Origin of the sequence: Kitasatospora sp. NPDC096128, from assembly GCF_040303105.1 — a bacterium.
Taxonomy (GTDB): Bacteria; Actinomycetota; Actinomycetes; order Streptomycetales; family Streptomycetaceae; genus Kitasatospora.
Window position 1 is genome coordinate 128,975 of record NZ_JBEOSP010000004.1, and the last position, 21,214, is coordinate 150,188.

The 21,214-nt window shown below is 68.2% G+C and carries 12 protein-coding genes; 1 reads left to right on the forward strand and 11 read right to left on the reverse strand.

The features are described from left to right. Nucleotides 1-507: 507 nt before the first annotated feature. Together ABTY61_RS06695 and ABTY61_RS06700 are read right to left on the reverse strand one after the other, a co-directional pair. Nucleotides 508-1,014, reverse strand: a complete 507-nt coding sequence (locus ABTY61_RS06695) for an Imm1 family immunity protein (protein WP_350503827.1) — start codon at nucleotides 1,012-1,014, stop codon at nucleotides 508-510. Continuing rightward, nucleotides 1,011-7,829: a polymorphic toxin-type HINT domain-containing protein gene (locus tag ABTY61_RS06700; RefSeq protein WP_350503828.1), complete on the reverse strand. Its 6,819-nt coding sequence runs from the start codon at nucleotides 7,827-7,829 to the stop codon at nucleotides 1,011-1,013. Before ABTY61_RS06700 ends, ABTY61_RS06695 begins: the two co-directional genes overlap by 4 nt. A gap of 1,027 nt (nucleotides 7,830-8,856) precedes the next feature. Between ABTY61_RS06700 and ABTY61_RS06705 the strand changes: the two genes are divergently transcribed. Then, nucleotides 8,857-12,342: a ricin-type beta-trefoil lectin domain protein gene (locus ABTY61_RS06705; RefSeq protein ID WP_350503829.1), complete on the forward strand. Its 3,486-nt coding sequence runs from the start codon at nucleotides 8,857-8,859 to the stop codon at nucleotides 12,340-12,342. Between the two features lie 330 nt (nucleotides 12,343-12,672). Here ABTY61_RS06705 and ABTY61_RS06710 read toward each other — a convergent pair whose 3' ends face one another. The 9 genes from ABTY61_RS06710 to ABTY61_RS06750 form a co-directional block, all read right to left on the reverse strand. Further along, nucleotides 12,673-13,413 carry a trehalase-like domain-containing protein gene (locus tag ABTY61_RS06710; protein ID WP_350503830.1) on the reverse strand — a complete coding sequence of 247 codons (741 nt, stop codon included), beginning with the start codon at nucleotides 13,411-13,413 and terminating at the stop codon, nucleotides 12,673-12,675. A 27-nt stretch (nucleotides 13,414-13,440) separates the two neighbouring features. After that, complete coding sequence (locus tag ABTY61_RS06715) at nucleotides 13,441-13,902, reverse strand: hypothetical protein (protein WP_350503831.1); 462 nt, start codon at nucleotides 13,900-13,902, stop codon at nucleotides 13,441-13,443. Then, complete coding sequence (locus ABTY61_RS06720; RefSeq protein ID WP_350503832.1) at nucleotides 13,899-14,852, reverse strand: hypothetical protein; 954 nt, start codon at nucleotides 14,850-14,852, stop codon at nucleotides 13,899-13,901. The genes ABTY61_RS06715 and ABTY61_RS06720 overlap by 4 nt, the downstream gene beginning before the upstream one ends. Nucleotides 14,853-14,916: 64 nt before the next feature. Then, complete coding sequence (locus ABTY61_RS06725) at nucleotides 14,917-15,165, reverse strand: hypothetical protein (RefSeq protein ID WP_350503833.1); 249 nt, start codon at nucleotides 15,163-15,165, stop codon at nucleotides 14,917-14,919. After that, nucleotides 15,162-15,683 (reverse strand): hypothetical protein, encoded by a 522-nt coding sequence (locus ABTY61_RS06730; RefSeq protein ID WP_350503834.1) that lies wholly within the window; start codon nucleotides 15,681-15,683, stop codon nucleotides 15,162-15,164. Before ABTY61_RS06730 ends, ABTY61_RS06725 begins: the two co-directional genes overlap by 4 nt. A 29-nt stretch (nucleotides 15,684-15,712) precedes the next feature. Further along, entirely contained in the window at nucleotides 15,713-17,227 is a 1,515-nt protein-coding gene (locus tag ABTY61_RS06735) for a Mur ligase domain-containing protein (protein ID WP_350503835.1), read from the reverse strand. Nucleotides 17,228-17,317: 90 nt separating this feature from the next. Beyond that, nucleotides 17,318-18,706, reverse strand: coding sequence for a glutamine synthetase family protein (locus ABTY61_RS06740; RefSeq protein WP_350503836.1), 1,389 nt, complete (start codon nucleotides 18,704-18,706; stop codon nucleotides 17,318-17,320). Nucleotides 18,707-18,714: 8 nt separating this feature from the next. Further along, nucleotides 18,715-20,211: an amino acid permease gene (locus ABTY61_RS06745; RefSeq protein ID WP_350503837.1), complete on the reverse strand. Its 1,497-nt coding sequence runs from the start codon at nucleotides 20,209-20,211 to the stop codon at nucleotides 18,715-18,717. 66 nt (nucleotides 20,212-20,277) lie between these two features. Further along, complete coding sequence (locus tag ABTY61_RS06750) at nucleotides 20,278-21,141, reverse strand: hypothetical protein (protein ID WP_350503838.1); 864 nt, start codon at nucleotides 21,139-21,141, stop codon at nucleotides 20,278-20,280. Between the last annotated feature and the right edge of the window lie 73 nt (nucleotides 21,142-21,214).

Below are 21,214 nucleotides of genomic sequence, written 5' to 3' on the forward strand. Positions count from 1 at the left end.
CGGTGGGGGGGAGGCCGTCGATGTGCGGGGCGCCGGGGTGGTGCGGGTGCGGCGGTGAACGCCTGCTGGGCGACCTCGGGAGCCGGCAGGAAGAGCCCAGTGCGCAGGAACGCGATGGGGCTGTCCTCGTAGAGTGCGCGCAGGTCAGAGTTCCGGCCACAGGAACTACGAGCCGGTGCGGTCCGGGGCAGGCCGGCTGGGCCGTGAGATGCCCCCTTACCGCCCAAGGGCGAATCTTGCTGTGCCAATCGTAGCCCGGGTCATCGACCGTTGCGACAGTGCACGATGAACAGACAGGCGCATCGAAGCGCAGCGGCGCCTGCGACAGCAAGTACCTACGTCTTGCCCGCCCGTGGTCCAGGCAACGGAGCACCACCTGTCGCCTTGAGGAATTAGCCTCTCGGGGACCGAAACTGTAAAGGCGCCCAGCGGAATACCGCTGGGCGCCTTTACAGTTAGCTAGCTGAAGGCTGACTTTCTGGTGATGGGGTCACGCTGGTGCAACATTCAGCCTTCGTTGCGCTGCCCGTCCATATCGCCGTGAACCCACTGAATGCATTCTGGGCGGTCGCCGGTGCTCTTCCTGCAGAACTCCTCAAGGGCGGCGCGTACATCTTCAGTCGGGATAGCACTCCGAGGATCGAAGAAGTGCGGAATTCCAGGGTCCGCTACAACGCGAGGGTCGAAATCTGGCGGGTTCGGGTTGTCCGATATCCAAATATGCTCCGAAATATCGCCTTCCGGGGCATCATCTCGCATAACAAACCAAACGAGTCCGCCGAATCCAGTGGCCGAGTTCACGGAAATCTGAAGATGATTGTCGGGCCACCAGTCGGACGCTTCAGTGCGGCGCTGATTGGCAAAACTGAACTCCGCGCACTCGCCCGCGCTAACCCAAGGCGCGTCAGCCCTTTCGAATCGAAGATTCTCCATGACGTCTGCAATTAGCTCAGCCTTTTCCGGCCAGCTCTCGGCGTGATAGTACTGGCCGCGAATATGGGCATTGAGGATCACGGGGCGACGGCCTTTCCTTCGTACAATTCACCTTCCGCTGGCCCGCCAGGATACCACACCCTCATGGATGAATTCGCCGGGAGGATCGCCTCGATGGCGCCCTTGCATCCATATCTCCCAGAGCAAACTCCCGTGTCATTATTCATTACCACGGAAGCAGACTTTACGCCATTATTGCGCATCCACATTGCGTACTGAGCCTCGACGTGCTGAGCGGCTGTATAAACTTTAGCTTTAGGGTGGATCGGCGACCCGTGGACCCGCAGGTAGTCGTCCGTTTCTTTCACGAGGTCACTGAAGCCTCCGGCTTCAATTTCATCATGTATGTCCGCCCCGGTTTCGGGGTCGAGGATCCTCCCAGTAGTGACGCGCTTCCCCTTGAGCTCTTCGAGAACTCTCGCGACGGTGTCACAAGGCGCATTGTGCACCAGTACGTAGGACTTTCCGGCCTTGACGTAGTAGGTGTGGACTCCGTCAACGGTGAGGTTGTAGACGGTGTCGTCCTGTGCCCACCGGGTGATGGAATCGACCTGAAGAACGCTTCCGTCCTCAGTGCGAAGAGTGTCCCCTGCCTGGAGGTCCGCGGCGTCTACCCAGCGGTTCCTATTTTGCACCCAGAAGGGATGGTGGTCAGTCGCCGTGACAGATGCATTTCCGGAGTCTTCACTGCCGTCATGGAAAGCTATCTTGACCAGATTCTTCTGGCCAGATCCGGTAATGGTCGCGGTGACGCGGTGAGGCGTGGCGTCGCCAGACGGGCTGCTCGCGAGAACGGAGTCTCCGACCCGGAGGTCCTCGATGGGCTCAGTCGAGCCGTCGGCGAGCAGTACATCCGTGCCAGCTTCAAAGCTGTTGCAGGGGATGAATCGTCGGAGCGCAGATCGAGCTGAGAATGCGGCTAGTGATTCTTTTGCCGATACACCGAACTCGCCAGCTGGCCCCAAGGCGCCTGCGGCCAGTTCCTCACCGCTCTGATTTCCCTGCTTGAACTGAAATGAATTTGTTTTTGCTCCGTGCTGCTTGGCAAAATTCTTGACCTTGTCTGTGCCGCCCGTGCAGTCGTCGACGAACCAGCAGATCGGGTTTACGATATTTTCTACTGTTTCGGCAACCCTGGAGAAGCCCGTCAGAATTCCCCAGCCGACATCGGCGGCGGACCCGGCATTCCCATTGTCCTGGGCTCCTGAAGTGCCGCAGGGATTCTTGAGTACGTAGTAGCAGGTATTTCCGCCGCTGGGCTGCGAGTTACAGAAAAGGCCTTGGCAGGCGGATCCCCCGCCTCCGCAGGAGTCCTTGATACCGTCGGCGCACGGTGCGAGTCCCGTGGGGTCGCTGAAGTTGACCGGGTTGTTGTTGCTGTAGGCGTAGCCGTTCCACTGCTGAGGATCCCCAGGAATGAGGATGGGGTCAGGACTGATGAAGCGGCCGGCGGCAGTGTCGTATTGACGGGCTCCGAGGTTGGTGAGGCTGGTGGTGTCGTCTTTGCTGCCGCCGACGAAGCCCTTGGTCCCCGCCCACTGCCCGGCTGCCGGCTGGGTGCCGCGGGGGTTACCGAACGGGTCAGTGAGACGACGGGTGACGGTCTGATTCGCGTCCGTGTTGATCTGGACGCCGTTGGTGCCGTGCGGGTCTGCGGCTTGGATGAGAACGGTGCCTCCGCCGATGGCAGCGGTGACGCGGGTGTAGGTCAGGCCTCCGGGGGCGGCGATGGAGCGGACGTTGCTAAGCGAGCCGTTGGGAACCGAGGTGTCGAGGGTGAGCTCGTCGGTGGGCAGGTTGAGTGTGGTCTTGCCGGGGTTGCGGCGGATGAGCTGGTTGCCGTCCGCGTCGTAGAGGTACGTAGTGGTGCCGACCTGACCGGTCTTGGTGAGGGAGTCGAGCTTGTCCTCGCCGTTCCAGGTCAGGGTGGTGGTACCGCCGGTGTCGGTGATGGCGGAGGTGCGGCCCTTGGCGTCGTACTGGTAGCTGACGGCCTTGGTGCTAGCTGGCCCGCTGGTGGTTGAGGTGAGCAGGGCGTGGGGCCCGCCGGTTCCGCCGCCGGTGTTGGGGGCCGTGGTGGCGGTGTTGGTGCTCTTGGCGGCTCCGAAGGTCTGGGTGGTGGTGGTGTCGTTGAGGCTGTTACCGGTGATGTCGTGCTGGACGTACCCGGTGCGGTTTCCGGTCGCGTCGTAGGTGTAGGTGTTCCAGTAGGGTGCAGGGCCGCCGACGGTGCGCCCGCCGGGGCTGACGGTGGCTGGGCCGTCCTTGTTGATGCAGGCGCCGGTGCCGGGCACCTTGCTGGAGTTGCCTGTGCCGTGGATGGTGCCGACGGAGTCAGTCCAGTCCGCGATGGTGGAGGTGCCACCCGTATCGGTCCAGGCGCCTGTCAGTCGGCCGAGGTAGTCGTAGGTGAAGCACTGGGTGTCGGTTGTCGTGGCGTCCTGAATGTCGGTGACCGAGGTGATTCGACCGGACGGCGCGTAGGTATAGCTGATCTGGTCTGGTGAGACAGTTCCGACTTGGCGGTCCAGGAAGGAGTTGATGACCCGTCCGGTGGCCCAGTCGTATTGCTGGGTGGAGACGACCTGGGTGCCGTAGTCGCCAACGGTTGTCCGCACCGGGCGCGCGAGGGCGTCGTAGTCGACCTGCTGGACGATGGCCTGGTCGAGGCTAGCGGATCCGACCAGCAGGCCGGTGATGGTTCGGCCGTACGTAACTGATTCGGCCGGGAGTCCGCCTGCGGCTGGGATGTTGGTCTGCGTCGGAGCGCCGAGGACCGGGCTGTAGCTGTTGGTTGTGGTGTAGGTGCCGGCGAGCGCCCCTTCCGTGGACGGAATGGTGATGGAGGTGCCGAGTGGCCGGTAGGCGGTGTCGTAGCCGGTCACGGCTGTGGTGTAGGCAGCGCCAGCGCTTCCGCCGACGTAGCGGGTCGACGAGGTTGGCTGGCCCTTGGCGAGCGTGTCGTAGGTCCACGCCGCCAGCTGGTTCGCCGGGGCCACGGTGCCGTTGAACATGCCGGTCTTGCGGCCGAGCAGGTCGTAGGTGAAAGCGAGCGTGTTGCCCTTGGCGTCGACGGTGTGATCGATACGCGAGTCGATGTCGTAGAACGTCTGGGTCGCGCCGGTGTCCGGGTCGGACGCGGAGACCTGCCGTCCGCGCAGGTCGTAGGTCTTGGTCCAGGTGTTTCCGCTGCTGTCGGTGTGAGCCGCTGGCTGGCCAGCAGGTGTGTAGGTGTAGGTGGTGATGTCCGCGTCTGCGCTGTTGCCCGTCGCGGTCGGCGTGCGGTACTGCCAGAAGGCGGTGGTGCGTCCCCGTGCGTCAGAAACGGTGGAGGTAGGCGTGCCGCCGCTGGGTGGGGTGGTGTCGGTCCGGTCCACGCCTGGGTAGGTGGTGCTGGTGGCCCACTGGAGATTGCCGTAGGAGCGGAACTCCGAACGCACGACGCGCCCATTGCCGTCGTACGTGTTCCAAGTTTGGCCCGGTACCTGGCCGTCGGCTTGAGGGATGAAGATCGACTCGGTGGGGAAGGAGTTCTTCTCGTAGTACGGGGCGGAGGTCTTGATGACCCAGCCGTGCGTGTCGTAGACGGTGTCGGTGACCAGGCGCCCGTTCGGGCGGGCGTCGCTGGTGCGCTGGCTCTGGCGGGGGCGACCCAAGCCGTCGTAGAGATCGATGTTCGCCGAGTAGGTGGCCGCGTCGTCGTTGAGCGACTCCGTCTTGACGGTGGACGGCCCCGCCGAGCCCTTGAGCGTGTAAGTGAACTTCCGGCTTGGCAGCTGCGCGGTCGGACGGTCGGACGCCCAGACGGCAGTGAGCCGGCCGAGGGCGTCGTACTGCCCGGTGATGACACGGCCGTTGGCATCGGTGCTGGTGAGCGGAGACCCACGGGCCGGGTCCAGCGTGGTTGTGATGGCCCAGCCTGCTCCCATGGGTCCCGTGGCCTGTACCTGGGTCGGGAGCGAACCGGATGCCGGGGTGAGAACGATCTTGGTCGTTGAGGGCGTGACCGATGGTCCGCTCAGCTGAGTGTCGGCGCTGTTGTAGGTGGAGCCATCGGCGGTCGCCGTCGTCAGGCTCCGCCCGTAGACGTCGAAGGTCGTACTGCCGGCGTGCGTGTAGACGGCGTTGCCGGACTGGTCGAAGTGGTCGAGGACCTGGTTGCTGGTCGGGTCACCGGTTGTGCCAGCCTGTCCGAAGGCCTTGCCGTCGTAGAGCGTGCGGCTGCTGGACAGGGTGTTGGCGGAGGTGGCCTTGCCGGTGCAGGGCCCCTGGAAGGTGGTTTTCTCCGAGACGAGCGTGAGCAGTTGTGGGTTGTCGCTGACCGCGTAGTTGGTGGTGGTGCAGATCTCCGGGGTGGCGGTAGTGCCGTCTCCCTTGCTGTCGACCTTGACGACGCGGTTGCCGTTGGCCGGCTCCGTGGTCGTGACCGAGGTGGTCGTCCGCCAGCTGTTGTCGGCGAGCTTGGCCTTGGTGATAGCGGTGGTCTCGGAGTCTGGGCGCCAGGCGAAGATCTGCGGCGCGCCGGCACTCTGTGCGTGGGTCGCGGAGCTGGTCTGGCCGTTGTAGGTGGTGCCGGAGACAGCCGTGACCGTGCCGCCGGCTTGGTCGAAGGTCTCGCTCGCGACGACGCGGCCGGCGAGTTGGGCGCTGTCGGTGACGGTTCCGCCGAGCGGGCTGGGGACCTGGACGCTGCGCTTGGTCTTGCCGTCGGCTAGGTAGTCGCCGTCCATGCCGCGCAGGTAGGTGACCTTTTGCTGGGTCTTGGGAGCTTCGCCGGGGTCGGCGTTGCCGGTGGTGGTGGTCACCGACTGGTATCCGCGGAACTGGTCCCAGGTGCGGGTCTTGGGGTCAGTGAACTCGGCGTCGTTGCGGTGCCAGGCAGCGCCGCCGTTGTAGGTGTACTCGGTGGTCTTGCCGATGGTGGGGGTGGAGACGAGGTCCTGCTCGACGACCGTTTTGACGAGTGGCTTGTCGAACCAGTCGTTGACCGGGTCGGGTGAGGACTGCCCGGGCAGGTACCACTTGACGGGTATGCAGGCCATCGAGTTGTTGTCCTCGGAGGCTGGCATGTGGTTGTTGACCCGGGAGCACTCGGGGTCGTTGTAGATGACGTTGATGCGCCCGCCCATCTCGGTCGTGATGCTCTGGATGCGCGGGCGCATGAACATCGGCGAGGCCGGGACGAGGCCGTCGACGCGGTTGGCCCGCATCTTGTACTGGAAGCTCACTGGCGGCAGGTTCTTGATCTCCGCCTGGCCGTTGCTCGGCACGCGCTGGATGGAGTCGAGCTGCAGGAGCCGCTTGGTGCCGTCGCCGGGGTCGGCGAGCTGCTGGTTGAGGTTCCAGGTGTCGACGGTCCGGTAAGCGTTGTTCACCAGCACCTGCGTACTGATCGCGGTGAGGCGTTTGGTTGTGAAGAACGTCGGTGCGACGTTGGCGCAGGTGCTGTCGGTGCACATCTGGTCGACCGGCGTATCCGGCCAGGCATCCGCGTTGGCCGTCGTCCGCTGGTCCTCGGAGCAGGTGATCGCGCCGTTGGGTATGCAGCGTTCCGCGACGGTGAAGACGACCTTGGCAGCCGCGTTGGCGCTGCCCTTGGCGGCCTTCTGGTCGTTCAGACGCTGGCCGTAGGCGATCTCCTTGAGGTAGCCGGCCCGCTGGTAGTCGGCGAGGGTACCGTTGCCTGCATTCTGGATGGTGCCGCGCTTGTACTTGTTGCCCTCGGCGGCGTACTTGTAGGTGGTCAGGTTGCCGTGCGGGTCGACCACGTAGTCGAGTTGCCATCGCCAGGCCATCTGGCACCACGAGTTCTTCCCGCTGCCGGAGTTGTAGCAGGGGTCGCCGCTGTTGGGCGAGTACACGGGCCCGGTCAGGACAGAGTTCGCAGCGGGGTCGCTGCCGTCGCCGCCCGGCAGATGGTTGAGGCCGAAGTAGTACTGGACACCGTCGGGCGTGGTGATCCGCCAGTACTCCATGCCCTGATAGTCAATGTCGCCCGTGGCCTTCGGCGCCCCGGTGAGCTGCTCGACCTTGGTTCCGTCGTCGCTCTCCAGGTGCCAGATCCCGGTGGCATCGTCGCGTACGATGGCGCCGGAGTGGCCGCTCAGCGAGAGGGTGGCATTCTGCCCACCCCAGCACTGGTCAGGGGAGCCGGTGATGCCAGCCTTGTCGCAACTGTGGTAGGACCGCTCGATGAAGCCGGGCTGGTAACCCCAGCCGTCGCCGATCCAAGAAGGCTGGGCGTTCGTCGCGGACGTCTTGCCGTCCACCTCGGCAGAGTTGTAGCCCAGCGCCACAGCAGGTGCCGCACCACCGAGCCCAGGCGGAACCTGGATCGGGTAACTGTAAGTGAAGTTGCCCGCGTTGGACCCGGAGGTCCACGCCGACGACGGGGAAAGTGACGTCGCAGTGTAGTTACCCAAGGCACCCGACGGCGAAGGCGCCGCCGCGAGGACCACCGAGCCGCCGGCGCTGCCTGAACTGGCCGCCACCGTACCTGCGGATGCGGTGGAGAAGGACGCCTTTACGGCACCGTTCTGCCCCTGCGAACGGGTTGCAGGGGGCAGGGTGACCTCAGCGGTGATCTCGCCATGCCCGTCGGCTTTTGCTTGAAGCGGTGTCTGGGTGCGGCACTCGGGCTGGTCCGGCGAGGTCAGTGCACAGGCCGGAAGGGCGACGAGCGAGGCTCGGTCGGACCATCCGGTGGCCTGCAGTGCCTTCAGATCCAGTGTGACGTTCGCCGCACGCCCTTCGCCATCGGCGGACGCTTCGGCATCGGACAGGGCGATGAGTGGGCCAGTGACACCGGCGGCCTTGCCCTTGTCCTGTCCGGTCACCTGGACCGTGACAGTCCGAGCGCTTTCACCCGTGCCCGTGCCGGGCGCGACTCGGACTGCCAGCTTCCCAGCCTGTGAGCCGGTCGTGCCTCCCGAGGCGGGCGAAGCACCGCCGGTTGCGGATCGCGCAGCCTGTGCCTCTGGACTGTCGGCCCCCACCGCCACCGTCGCCGTACCGGTCACCAGCGGTGCTGCGGGCTCGGGCTTCCAGGCCGGGGCCGCTACCGCGGGAGTGGCCGCTGTCTGGGCGTCCCGTCCCGGGACCGAGACGGTTTCGTTGCCGAGTGGTGTGTGTGGGGGTGTCCAGACCTTCCCCTTCGGCGCGGGGTACGTCCACGCCACCGCTGGCGGTGCGGTTATCGCGGTCATCGCAAGGGCAACCATCATCGCTACCGCAGGCGACCGCCATCGGCCTTCTGCTGGTCTCCCAGCCCGTTTGCGGGCAGGCCAAACCATCGTCACATCTCCTCAGAAATTATCGACACAGCATCAAATGGGCATAACGATGCCATGATCAATGTGACGATAAGTGAAGAATCGAACACGCCGCCAGGGTGCCCGGTTGCCACTCATGAGAATTTTGCAAAGCCTTGACGTGTGAATCTAGTGCGTATCCGGACATGTCCTCGCAAGGCGGAAGCCGGTTTGACCTAGCAGCAGGTCAGGCCACATCGTTCCCATTCGAACGCAACGCCCAGACGGGGTTGCACACTGGGAGGGGAGCACAGGGTCAGACATGTCCATCACTTCACACGCATTTCAACCCACGCCACCGTCACCACCTATACGTAAGCGCGCGATCCGCTTTGCCATTCTGGGTGTCAGCTATGCCCTGAGCGTGGGCCTGCTGACCATGCCCGCCGCATTCGCCACCGACGCCACGCCTCCGCCCTCACACGGGCCGACGGGGCCGATCCCGCCGCTGGTGCCCCCGACGCCGGGACCGGCCCGCACACCACTGCAACAGGCTATGGTTGACGCGGTCACTAAGGCGAAGTCGACGGGCAAGGCGGTTGTTGTGGACGCCATGACCAACGAGGTGTCCAAAACCGTCGCGAACCCGAACGGGACCCTCACCACCACCGACAACGCCCAGCCCGTGCGCACCAAACAGAACGGCGCGTGGGCCGACCTCGACTCGACCTTGCGGTCCAACACGGACGGCACCCTCAGCCCCGCAGTCGCGAGCACCGCCCTGGCGTTCTCCGGCGGTGGCAGCGGCCCCATGGCCACCGTCGCCACCACCGATGGAAAGAAGCTCTCCGTCGGCACGCCGTTCGCACTGCCCAAGCCGGCCTTGAACGGGGCGACCGCTACCTACGCGAACGTGCTGCCCGGCGTCGACCTCCAGCTGACCGCGTTGCCCATCGGCGGGTGGCGCGACGTGATCGTGGTTCGTACTCCCGAGGCGGCCGCCAACCCGGCGCTGAAGACCCTGCGGTTCCCGGTCAGCGCCCAGGCCCTGGTGGTGACCTCTGACGCCCAGGGGCGCATCGACGTCAAGGACGACAAGGGGGCGCTTCGATTCCGCTCGCCCTCGCCCCTGCAGTGGGACTCCTCGACGACCACCACATCCCCCGCAGCCGCGCCGAAGACCGTGAAGGCCGCCTTCGCCGCTGCGCCTGCCGCCGACACGGCACCTGCTCCCGCGGGCGGCATACGTTCGTCCGCCGAGGAGCCGGGCGACGGGGCGAACGTAGCCGTGATCGCCACCAAGGTCACCTCCTCGGCGATCGAGCTGACGCCGAACCAGGAAGGCCTCGGCTCGGGCACCGGCCCGTGGTACCTCGACCCGTCCCTGGTTGCTACGAGCTCGGTCCAGGGTTCGGTGGAGGTCCAGGAGAACCACAAGACGGCGGAGAACTTCAACAAGAAGAGCAACCTGGCTACAGGCTACTGCGGCTACCACAGCAGCGATCCGAACCTGGACTGCGGCAGTGAAGGCCGCCAGCGTGCCTACTTCCAGTTCGGCATCAACTCGGCGCTCTACACCAAGCCGAGTGGCGCCGAGAGCCCGCCGACCATCTTCAACTCCGTACTCAACGCCCAGGTCACCGGCGCTTCCAGCCCGGGGACAGACACGCCGCTTGAGGTGTACTCGGCTCCTAAGCCCATCTACGAGCACACCAGCTGGAACGACCAGCCCTGCGGCACCAACGGCAATGTGGTGATGGAGAACTGCCCGGCGGTCAACGGCCAGACACTCAAGGGCACCGGCCCGCTGGCCATCGACGTGACCGACATCATGAAGCAGGCGATCGCCGGTCAGTGGCCATGGTGGACCGCCGCCATCGCCCCGCAGGGCAATGAGTGGGACAGGTCGTTCCGGCACCAGGTCGCCAACAACCCGTACATCACCACCACTTACGACATCACCCCGACGGTCTGGTGGCCGCGGACCACCCCGTCGCCGGGCTTTGCGGGCAACAACAGCACGGCCGCGTGTACCAGCGGTGGCGCCAACCCCTGGGATAACCCCGGCTGGGTTGGCAACAACCAGGAGATCTACCTCACGGCCAACAGCTACTCCCCCGCAGGGCAGTCGCTCTACACCGGCTATCACATGTGGGACGACAACGACCCCAACTTCAGTGCGGTGCCAGGAGCGTGGGGCGGAAGCTACAACGACCCGGGTCCGACCGTGAGTGTGGGAGCCCTGTCGGACGGTCACCAGTACGGCTGGACCGCCCGCTCCACTGACAACACCCTCACCTCGCCCATGACCGCGTGGTGCTACTTCCGCGTAGACAAGACCAACCCCCGCGTCAGCATCAGCTCCACCGACTTCCCGCCCTCTGGCACCCCCAACCCCAGCCCGGCCAAGTACATGAACGACCAGGGCACCTTCACCATCAACGCCGAGGACCCCGTTCCCGGGCAGGGCCTGCAGGCCTCCGGTGTCGCCTGTGTGCGGGTGAGCACCGACCCGACCCCGGTCGTCGGCTGGAAGTGCGGCCAGGATGGCACCCTGCCGCCGGGCACGCCGTACACTTATCAGCCACGCCGGTGGGGCACCAACACCCTCTACGCCTGGGCCATGGACAACGCCGGCAACTACAGCCAGCCCGCCATCTACAACTTCTACGTCCCCTGGAAGCCCGGCACGCAGCCGCTGTTCGGCGATGTCACCAACGACCAGCAGCCGGACATCGTCATCGCTGACAAGAACGGCGACCTGCGGATCACCGGCGGTATCACGGATCCGACCAACCCCTTGGTCGCTCCCGCGTCTGCCGCGCCCGGCAACCGCCAGTACGGGGCCACCTGGGCCGACTACCAGATCAGCCACCACGGCTCCCTCATAGCCGGGCAACCGGTCGACCAACTCGTCGTCCACTACACAGGCACCGCAGCCGAGCTCAAGAAGGTCCTCTACGTCATACCCAATGACGGAACCGGGCGCTTCGACCAGAACACCCCCATGGCCCCGAGCCGCCCCACCAGCTGCAAGGTCTACGGCACCGGCGCAGCGTGCGACGGGTACAACAGCGGTGACTGGAGCAACGTCACCCAGGTCATCGCCTTCGGCACACCCAAGGGCGAGGCAGTGGGCCCCAAGCCGGGCGACCCGACGAAGACGGTCTTTACTACACAGACGTCCATCATGACGCTCGAGAACAACAACCTCTACCTCTTCACCCCTGTTGGCAACCTCCTGGGGAGCGCGACGCTCATCCCCACCGCCTCCGGCAGCTGGAACGACTACGAACTCATCAACCCGGGTGCAGCGAACGGACCCACGACCAACCCCATCACCAAGGCGACCACGAACCAGCCCACGCTCTGGGCACGCAACCGCACCAACGGAAACATCTACGCCTACCCCCTCGGCTGGAACGCCGACGGCACCGTCGACTACTCCGCCCTCACCAAGCCCGACACCGGTGCACCCATTCTGACCGGTGCCAACTGGACCTCCGCGGCACAACCGAAGGTCGGCGCCGCAGACCTGAACAACGACGGCTACCCCGACCTGTGGGCCATCAACACCAGCAACGCCATCACCGTCTTCCCCGGCAAGAGCAGCAGCGGCACGAAGAACGCGGTCGACGGCTTCAGCGACTGGCAGTTCCTCGGCTACGCCGACGTCAGCACCTCGCTCCACCCCAACCTGGCCACCTGGCAGTGCATGGACGCCTGGGGCGGCCCCCGGGACGGCGCACCACTGGCAATCGGCAGCTGCTGGAACACCGTGAACCAGCGATTCAACCTCAGCACCGACGGCACCATTCGGGCCGGCGCCTACTGCGTCTCCACCGTCGGCGACGCCAACACCAACGGCACCCAACTCACCCTCACCAATTGCGACGGCCGACCCACCCAGAAGTGGTCCGTACGACCGGACGGCCGCATCATCAATCAGACCACCATCACCGGGGGCGACCCCAACACCGGCCGCTGCATAGAGCTGAACAACTCACACACCGAACAGGGCACCCGGCTCGACATCTGGGACTGCCCAGGCCTCTTCGACAACAGCCGCTGGACCCTCCAGCCCGAACGGACGCCGTGACCTGCCGGCCACCCCACGACGTGACCTGACATGACCTTCGAAGAGGCGAGACTTCGGACCGTTCCGGAGCCTCGCCTCTTCGTTCGCCGGCGGCGAGTAGTCGGCCGGGTACCAGTGGGCGGCAGGTTGGCGAGTGTCGGTCCGCCACCTGCCGGCCAGGTGAGGGATTGTTCAGCCACTCCCGGTCACAGCTTTGTTCACCAGCTCAGAAAGGCACGAAGACCCTCGGACAGAGGTCCCTGGAATGTGCAGCAGTACGTGGCCCCTACAGGTGAGGGTGACCTTGTCCAACGCGGGGTGTCGCGGCCGTCGTAGGTGTGGGAGATGTCCTCAACGGTGATCGTCTCGGGGCGCTCGGACAGCGGTGTACCGCCCGTGGGGACGGCCCTGGTAGGTGCAGCGGGACGCCCACTCACGCCAGTACGCCGCGGTGCGGGTCAGTGCTGCGCGGGAGCTGCGTATGTCGGGTGCCCGGTTGAACGAGGGGCACCACGTGAGGGAGAAGGTGACGGACTCGCCCGCGGTGAGCGTGAAGTCGGCGCGGGCGCCGTCCTCGGCGACGGTGTGGTGGAGGCCGTCGAGCCAGTAGGAGTCGGGGTGGACGGTCGCGCACAGGCGTGCGGTGTTGCCTCGCTCGGTGCGGGTGACCAGCGGCGTGGTGGCGCCGTAGCCGGGGCGGGCGTGGAACAGCGAGGTCATCCCGACCGTGCCGGTGAGGCCTTCGACGATCCGCATGATGCGGGCCGCCGTGGTGCCCAACGGCATGAAGTCGATGACCCGGATGCTGCCGCCAGGGGTGTCCCACTCGTGTTCCAGGACCATGGTGCCGTCGCGGTAGCGTCGCCGGTCCGCCGTCAGGGGGAACCCGTCGGTGGCGGGACCGATGCGCCAGAAGCCGTGGTCCTCGGTGCCGAGCAGGGCGGCGAAGACCGCCGGGGAGTCGAACCGGGGCAGGCACAGCCAGTTGACGGTGCCGTCTGAGCGGACGAGTGCGCCGGTGGCGGTGCTGCTGATGAGACCGTGGTCCTCGATGAGGGGGCGGTAGCGGTGCGGGGTGAAGAGCGTGGGCATGGAGATTCCTGACGGCGGTGGCGGAGTTCAGCGTCGGGCGGTGGCCGGGGCACTGAGGTGGTCGAGAGCGGCGCGCACGGCTGCGGCGAGATCGATGGCGACGGCCAACCGGGGTATCGCGCCGTGCAGTTCAGCGCGGACGAACCGCTGGAGGCGGTCCTCGCCGTCGCAGCCGACGACCAGCTCGGTGCGCGAGCGGTGGAGGAACCGCTGGCGGACATCGAGGACCTGCTGCGCGCCGTGCGGGCACCAGAGAAGGACGACGCCGATGCGCCGCAGGTTGTGCTCCTGCCAGCCGGCCGGTGTGCCCGTCCCGGAACCGGGGCGGGACCGAGGCCGGGGGTTAAGGACGGTGCCGGTGAAGCCGGCCGCGGCCAGGAGGGCGACGGCGTCGGCCTGCCAGCCGGGACGGCCGGCGCCAGAACTGGCCAGATACAGGGATGGGGCGCCGTCAGGGGTGTAGTGCTGCGGGTATTCGACCAGCCTCACCGCGCACCGCCGGAGAGGGAGGCGGTGGCCAGGCTGGGCCGGCCGAGCAGGAGGACCATGACGACCGCGTGGGTGCGAGTGCGGCCTCCGATGGCGGTGGTGGCCCGGGTGATGACGCCGCCGATGGTGTCCTGGTTGATGCCGGTCATCCGAGCGACGGCGCGCACCTCGTGGGTGGCGAGCAGGGTGAGCACCTGGTGGTCGCGCGGTGTGAGGTCCGGGAGTTCGGCGGGCAGGGCCGCGCGCAGCTCGGCGGTGTCGAGCTGCTCGGAGGTGATGAGGTCGGCGATGGCGCGGGTACGGTCGGCGAGGCCCCGGCGGTGCATCACCCGCGACATCGTGTTGGCGGCCGAGCTGGCGGAGCAGCCGAGCTGCTCGGCGGCGCCTTCGTAGGAGTGCCCGAGGGCGAGCTGCAGAGCAACGCCGTACTCGCGCTCGCTCAGTCCGGTGACGCCCCTGGCGGCCACGCTGAGGGCTCCGGCGCGGCTGAGGAGAGCACGGCGTGCTCCACCGGCTTGGGCCTCGTGTGCCACCGCTTCGGTGGTGATGACCAGGCAGTTCCCGACCGGAAGGCCGAGTGCGCGGGCGGCGGCGCGGTAGGGGTTGAGGCCCTGCTCGCGGGACTCACCCGCCGACACGGACGCGGACCACACGTTGGGGACGCGCTGCGTGGTGAGCATGCCGGCCACGTCGAGGCCGAGGCGCTCGGTGACCAGGGCGCAGGGGATCGCCATGGACCCGGCGCGCATCAGCAGCCGCACCAGCGGTGCGGGGACGGTGGCCGGCACGGGGGCGCCTGCGGCCAGGAGCACGGGCGCGGCCCCGGACAGGCGAGTGACGGGCAGCTCGGCGAGCGCCGCGGCGTCGACGAGGACGCCCGCGCGGTTGATCAGGTGGCGGTCCAGGTCGCGGGCCGCCAGCCCGTCGGCAGGTGGTCGTAAGGTGCTCATCTTCCGTCTGGGGTTGAAGGGGTGCGGCCCGGGCCCGAACGGCCGCCATGGGTTGTGCGGGTGCTCAGTCCGGTGGGAGCGGTTTCTGCGAGGAGGAGCCAGAACGGCGCTTGGGCGCTGAGCGTGAGGCGATCAGCCGGTCGGCGACGGCCAGGGTGCCGAAGGCGACGAGGGCGAAGATCGCCAGATAGAGCGGCTGGGCGAGCTCGGTGCGGTGCTGGAGGAGGTAGACGACGGCAGCCCCGACCTGGACTCCCAGCAGGAAGCAGACCAGCCCGACGGCGGCCCGGCCGCTGGTGCGACGGGTGTTCACGCCGCGTGGCCGCGGGGTGTGATGGCACGGGCGAGTGGCTCGGCGGGCCACGTGGGGTCGATGTCGCTGAGCAGGACCAGGCCGGCCAGGACGGCGGCGATGCTCGCCTGCACCTGGTTGCGGACCCCCAGCCAGGAGCGCAGGTCCCGGCCGTACCCGCGCATCGTGCCGGTCGAGACGCCGAAGTCGGCCGCCAGCTCCGGGGTGGTGCGCCCGCCGACCCAGCCCGCGAGGAGCCGCTGGAGGCGCCGCGGAAGCTGAACTGCGGTGGTGAGCGCGGTACAGGGCTCGGTGGTGCCGGTGACGATGCCGTACGCGGCGCCCCAGGCGACGAGCTGCAGCGCGGTGCGCGTGCCGGTGGTCGTGAACAGCGCGCGGACGGCGGCGTCGACATCGGAAGGGGCCAGGCTGAGGGCGGGGTCGGCCGCGATCGTGCGGGTCTGGGACTCGGCGGCAATGTGGGCGAGGAGCCGGATGTCGCGTTCGGGCAGGTTGTGGGCGGGAAGGGTGGTGGCCATGGCGGCACCTCCGGTGGTCGGCGGGCGGTTCACGGACGGTCAGTGGTTGGGGAACCTGGCGCGAGGTGTTCCAGCAGGCGGGGGCCGAGGCGGGCGGCTTCGCCGGTGCCGATGACGAGCACCAGGTCGCCGGGCTCGACGAGCCGGGTGACGAGCTGCTCAACGTCGGACTCGCACGGGCCCGACCGGGCCCGGTGAACTTGGTCGGCGCTCAGGGCTGCGGTGGCGGCGGTGGCGACGGCGTCGAGCGGGTCGGGGGCGTTCAGCGTGGTCAGCGGGGTGGCGGTCGGCAGCAGTACGGCGTGATCGGCCTTGGCGAGGGCGGCACCGAGCTTGGCGGCGTGGGCGGTGGTGCGGGCGATGCCGTCCGGCTCCAGCACCGCGATGATCGAACCCTCGGTCAGGAGCCGGGCAGCTTCCACGTCCGTGCTCACCTCCTGCGGGTGCCGGGCACGGGACTCAAACACGGTGACGCTCGCCCGGGTGCCGAGTTCGGCGAGGGACCGCTCGACGCCCGCGAACGCGGCCAGGCGCTCGGCGACCGCCTTCGCGTCCTCGCCGACGGCGAGGGCGGTGGCGATGGCCGCGCAGGCCGCCAGGGCGTGGTGGTGACCGGCGATCGGCACGATGAACTGGTGCTGCTCGCCCTGGTAGTGGAGGGTGAGGAGGTACTGGCTGCCGAGCCACCGCGGCGTGAGGACCCAGACGTCGGCGCTCTCGTCGAGGCCGACGGTGACCGTGGTGGGGCCGGGGCGGTCGGTGAGCCTCTCGTGCACGATTCTGGCGCCGGTGTCCCAGGTCGGCAGGACCACGGTGTCGGCGGAGCGGGCGAGACTGGTGGCGGCGTCCAGGGCTTCGAGGTTGTCCGCGAAGTGCGGGGCGTTGGCGGCGGCGGCGGCGATCAGTGCCACCGACGGGGACGGCCGCCGGTGGAAATTCGGGCCGGTGGGGCGAGAGTTCCAGGATCCGGGGGCCGCGGTCTCGTACGTGTCGGCGTCCGGGCACAGGTCCACGACGAGGCGCGGGCCACCGCCCTGGCCGGCGGAACCGCCGATGCCAGGGGCGTTGAGGATCCAGCCGGTTCGGCCGTCGGCAAGTGCCGCAGCCAGAACGGCTGCCGCGGTCGTGGTGCCGTGGCTGCCGCCGACGGCGACCAGCGGATGGCCGAAGTCCTCGCAGAGCACGGCGAGCGCGTGCGCGCGGGCGAGAATCGGCAGTCCCATGGCCTGGGCCCGGTCGAGTTCGGGGTGCGGGGCAGTGACGGCCCCAGGCCACACCACGACCGTTCGGTCGTTGCGGATGTGCCCTGGGTCGGAGCCGACCGTGAGGTCCACGCCGGCCGCGCGCAGCCGGTCGGCGGCGGGGCTGTCCTGCTGTGCGGGATCGATGCTGCCGGTGACATCGTGGCCGCGGGAGGCCAGCCACAGGGCGAGGCCTTCCATGCCGGATTCAGCGGCGCCGACCAGGTGGGTCTTGGCCAGCAGGCCGGGCCCGGTGGGGGCGGGCTTCGCGCTGTTCTTCTGGGGGTGGACGGTGGTGTCCATGAGAGTCTCCGGCATGGTCAGGAACAGGGGGTGGGGTGGAACCGGGACGGCCGCGGGCTCGGGGGTATGGCTCCGCGGCCGTCCCGGGGCTCAGGCCTGGGCGAAGCCGCGCGCGAGCTCGACGTCGGTGACGCGGGCGGCGTGGTGGTCCATGTCCAGGCGGGCGAGGCAGGCAAGGTGGGCAACGACGTGCTCGCCCAGCAGCGCGGAGGCGAGGGGGCTGGACTCGAACGCCTTGACGGCGTCCCCGGCGTGGCGAGGCACCTCACGCAGGTCGTCGTCCCGGTCGGCGTCGCCGGTGACGGGCTCGCCGGCCTTGAGGTCGCCGGTGACGCCGTGGCGGACGGCGGCGACGGCGGCGGCGAGTGCGAGGTAGGGGTTGGCGTCCGCGCCGGGCAGGCGCACCTCCAGGTGCAGGCCCGGTCCGTGGCCGACCACCCGCACCGCACAGGAGCGGTTGTCCCGTCCCCATGCGATCCTGGACGGTGCGAACGGGCCCCCGAGGCGCTTGTAGCTGTTCACATACGGTGCCCATATCGGCACGGTGGCGGGCAGCACCTCCAGCAGCCCGGCGACGGCCCGTTCGCCCAGCTCCGACAGCCCGTGCGGGTCGTCCGGGTGGGTGAGGAGCGGCTTCCCGCTGGCCCACAGGGACAGGTGCAGGTGCATGCCGGAGCCCACCCCGTCTGCCGGGGCCGCCATGAACGTCGCTGCCAGGCCCTGGCGGTCCGCCAGCGCCCTCGCGGCGTGTTTGAACAGCACGTGCTGCTCGCACGCCTCCCGGGCCCGGCCGTAGGGGAAGGTGACCTCGATCTGGCCCGGGGCGCTCTCCAGCTTGACCGCCTCAACCGGAAGCCCCGCCCTGGACAGGGCCTGCCGCAGCGACCGCGAGAACCCGGCCACTCCGGTCGTGCGGTCAAGGGCGTAGTCGCGGTTGTCCCATGTCACCGGTTCCAACCGCCGCCAGCCGGCCGCCGCCGCGTCGGCGGTTGTGCCCTCGTAGACGACGAACTCGGTCTCGATCCCGACCCGCACCTCGTAACCCAGGCCGTGGAGTTGGTCGAGCTGCTCGGTCAGGATGGTGGCCGGGGCCAGCGGATGCGGCCGGTCGCCGTCGACGGGTTGGGCGAACACCACGGCGGTGCCTGGCTCCCACGGGAGTACGCGGGCTCGGTTGAGATCGGGCACCAGGGCGATGTCGCCGAAGCCGGACTCCCAGGAGAACGTGCCACTGTCCTGGGGTGTCATGCTCAGGTCCGTGCCGATCACGTACCCGCACATCTCTGGGCGGATCCGGCCCTGCGCCAGCCGTGCCAGCAGCACCTCGGCGTCGAACTCCTTACCCTTGAGCCGACCTTGCGGATCGACGACGGCAAGCATCACGGTGTCCAGGCCGAAGGCCTCCACCAGCTCCGGCAGCCGGCCGACCGGCGCGATGATGTCGTCGGTCGCACCCGTGAGCCGGCTGTCGGTGCGCATCGCGGGCCTCATACGATCTGCTCCTCAACCGCGGCCAACTGCGGATCCTGGACGACCGGCACGGAGAACCTCCGGCCGGCCAGCCGCCACCACAACGCCGCCAGCGCCAGGACCACCAGCAGGGTGACAGGGGCGTAGTTGAACGTCTCCACGGTGACGGGGAAGCGCTGGGGCAGGCACACCAGCACAGTCAGCACGACCACCCACGCCACGGCGGTGATCCCGACCGGTCGGCTCCACCGGCCCAGATTCCACGGCCCCGGGATGAACCGGTCCCGCTGCCGCAGCCGCAGGTAGACGGGCACGATGTACGACGGCGTCATGCCGATGACGTTGACGGCGGTGACCGCCCCGTACGCGGCCGCGTTCCACATCGACGGCACCGCCAGGACGAACGCCACCCCCACCGACAGCCACACCGCCGGCACCGGAACCCTGCGCGGCGACACCCGGCGCCAAGTCGCCGATCCGGGCAGTGCGTTGTCCCGAGAGAAGGCGTAGACCATCCGCGAGCACGCGGTGACCTCGGCGGATCCGCAGAACAACTGGGCGCCGATCACGATCAGCAGAAGTGCCTTCGCCCCGGTGGTCCCGAGCGCGTCCAGGAAGACCTGCGCGGGCGGCACGTCCGCCGCGGCGGTGCCCGCGTAGTCCTGCACTGCGAACAGCAGGCCGGCCAGCAGCACGAACCCGGCGATCAGGGAGACCCAGATCGAGCGGACGATGCCCTGTGGTGCGGCGACCCGCGCGTTCGTCGTCTCCTCGCTCAAGTGGGCGCTCGCGTCGTAGCCGCAGAAGGTGTAGCCCGCCAGCATCAGACCGACTGCCGACACGTAGATCGGATTCGACCAGCCGGTGCCGTTGGCGAAATGCCCGAACACCCAGGACGGGGACTGGTGGTGGGAAGGGACGGCCGCGAGCACGCCGACGATCACTAGCACACCGCCGATGTGCCACCACACGGAGATGCTGTTGAACAGGCTGACCAGCCGAACGGCAAAGACGTTCAGCAGGGCGTGCAGCACCAGGACGCCAGCGAAGATCGTGAGGATCAGGCCGGGGGTCGCCTCAACCCCCCACTGCAGGTCGGCGAATGCCGCCATGAACGAGGCAGCGCCGTAGTCGATCCCGGCGATCCCACCCAACAGACCGAGGAGGTTCAGCCAGCCCGTCGTCCATCCCCAGCGTGGACCGCCCAGTTGCCGGGCCATGTAGTAGAGCCCGCCGCTGGTCGGGTAGGCGGAGGTGACCTCGGCCAATGCCATGCCGACCAGCAGCACGGCCAGGCCGACACCGAGCCAGCCCCACATCATCACGGCGGGCCCGCCACTGATCAGGCCGAATCCGAACAACGTCATGCAGCCGCTGAGGACCGAGATGACCGAGAAGCTGACGGCGAAGTTGCCGAACAGGCTCATCCTGCGGACCAGTTCGGGCTTGATCCCGAGTAGCTGCAGATGATCGTCATCCCCGTGGTGAAGGGGAACGCGTTCAGAACGTGGCATGAGGCAGTCTCCGAGGAAGGTCGGTGGTGTCGGGGCCCGGTTCGCTGACCGGGAAAGGAGAAGTGGTCAGCGGCTGGCGGCGCACGACTGGGCCAGGGCCTGTCGGAAGAGCTCGTCCGGCCGATCGCCGACGCTCACCCACGGCTGGGAGGAGACGAAGGGCGCCATCGCCGCGAACACCTCGGCAGCATCGGCGGGACGACGGGCCGCCCAGAGCGCGTGTGCCAGGTGGCTCTCGTCCAGCACCGGCCACCGGCCCTGCTCGCCGGGTGCCGCCCGCCAGTTCTGGTAGGCCCGCAGCACCGCGGCACGGATCCGCTCGTTCTTCGTCCACAGCAGTTGGTCCGCCGTCCGACGATACTGATCGACGAACGCGTACAGCGGTAGGGCGTGCAAGGGCGCCCCCGCCGGCGCGCCGGGCAGGAAAGCCGCCAGGAACTCGGTCGCCGTGCCGGAGCTACCGCGGGCGAGCCAGACGCGCAGCATCCGGTGGAACGCCTCCCGGTTCCAGGGGTCCGCCCGCCGGGCCTGGGCGAGAAGCCCCCAGGGCCCGGGCGGAAGCAGCTGGTCGGGCGCCGGAACCCGGTGCTCGGGACGGGACTGGCCGGGATCCAGCTGCGCCAGGGCGAGCAGGCAGATCCACGGGACCGGGTCGTCGGTGAGGGTGGCCGCAGCCTCCCAGCACAGCTCTCGGGCGGAGTGCTCCAGCCGGGCGACCGTCCGGGGATCAGTCGGTTGCGCACTTGCCATGAGAGCCCGCTCCACGGCCGCCCGCGCCAGGAGGGTCACCAGCCCGACGCTGTCCGCGGCCTCGGCGCGCCAGTGGTCGAGGACATCCGTACGCGACGCGACAGCGGCGAGCACCTGGCTACGAGCCGTCCACACCGGCCAGTTGCCCCACGAGCTCGCCAGCACCGCGTGGGCAGCCATCCAGCGCCCCTGCTGCAACTCCTCCACAGCCCCACGAAGCTCGCCGTCGTGGCCGGCAGGGTGCTGGATGAAC

Bases quoted from the DNA above. Each gene is read 5' to 3' on its own strand.
- ABTY61_RS06745 (WP_350503837.1), bottom strand. From the start codon at position 20,211: ATGCCACGTTCTGAACGCGTTCCCCTTCACCACGGGGATGACGATCAT.
- ABTY61_RS06720 (WP_350503832.1), bottom strand. From the start codon at position 14,852: ATGAGCACCTTACGACCACCTGCCGACGGGCTGGCGGCCCGCGACCTG.
- ABTY61_RS06705 (WP_350503829.1), top strand. From the start codon at position 8,857: ATGACCAACGAGGTGTCCAAAACCGTCGCGAACCCGAACGGGACCCTC.
- ABTY61_RS06740 (WP_350503836.1), bottom strand. From the start codon at position 18,706: ATGCGCACCGACAGCCGGCTCACGGGTGCGACCGACGACATCATCGCG.
- ABTY61_RS06750 (WP_350503838.1), bottom strand. From the start codon at position 21,141: ATGGCTGCCCACGCGGTGCTGGCGAGCTCGTGGGGCAACTGGCCGGTG.
- ABTY61_RS06735 (WP_350503835.1), bottom strand. From the start codon at position 17,227: ATGGACACCACCGTCCACCCCCAGAAGAACAGCGCGAAGCCCGCCCCC.
- ABTY61_RS06710 (WP_350503830.1), bottom strand. From the start codon at position 13,413: ATGCCCACGCTCTTCACCCCGCACCGCTACCGCCCCCTCATCGAGGAC.
- ABTY61_RS06730 (WP_350503834.1), bottom strand. From the start codon at position 15,683: ATGGCCACCACCCTTCCCGCCCACAACCTGCCCGAACGCGACATCCGG.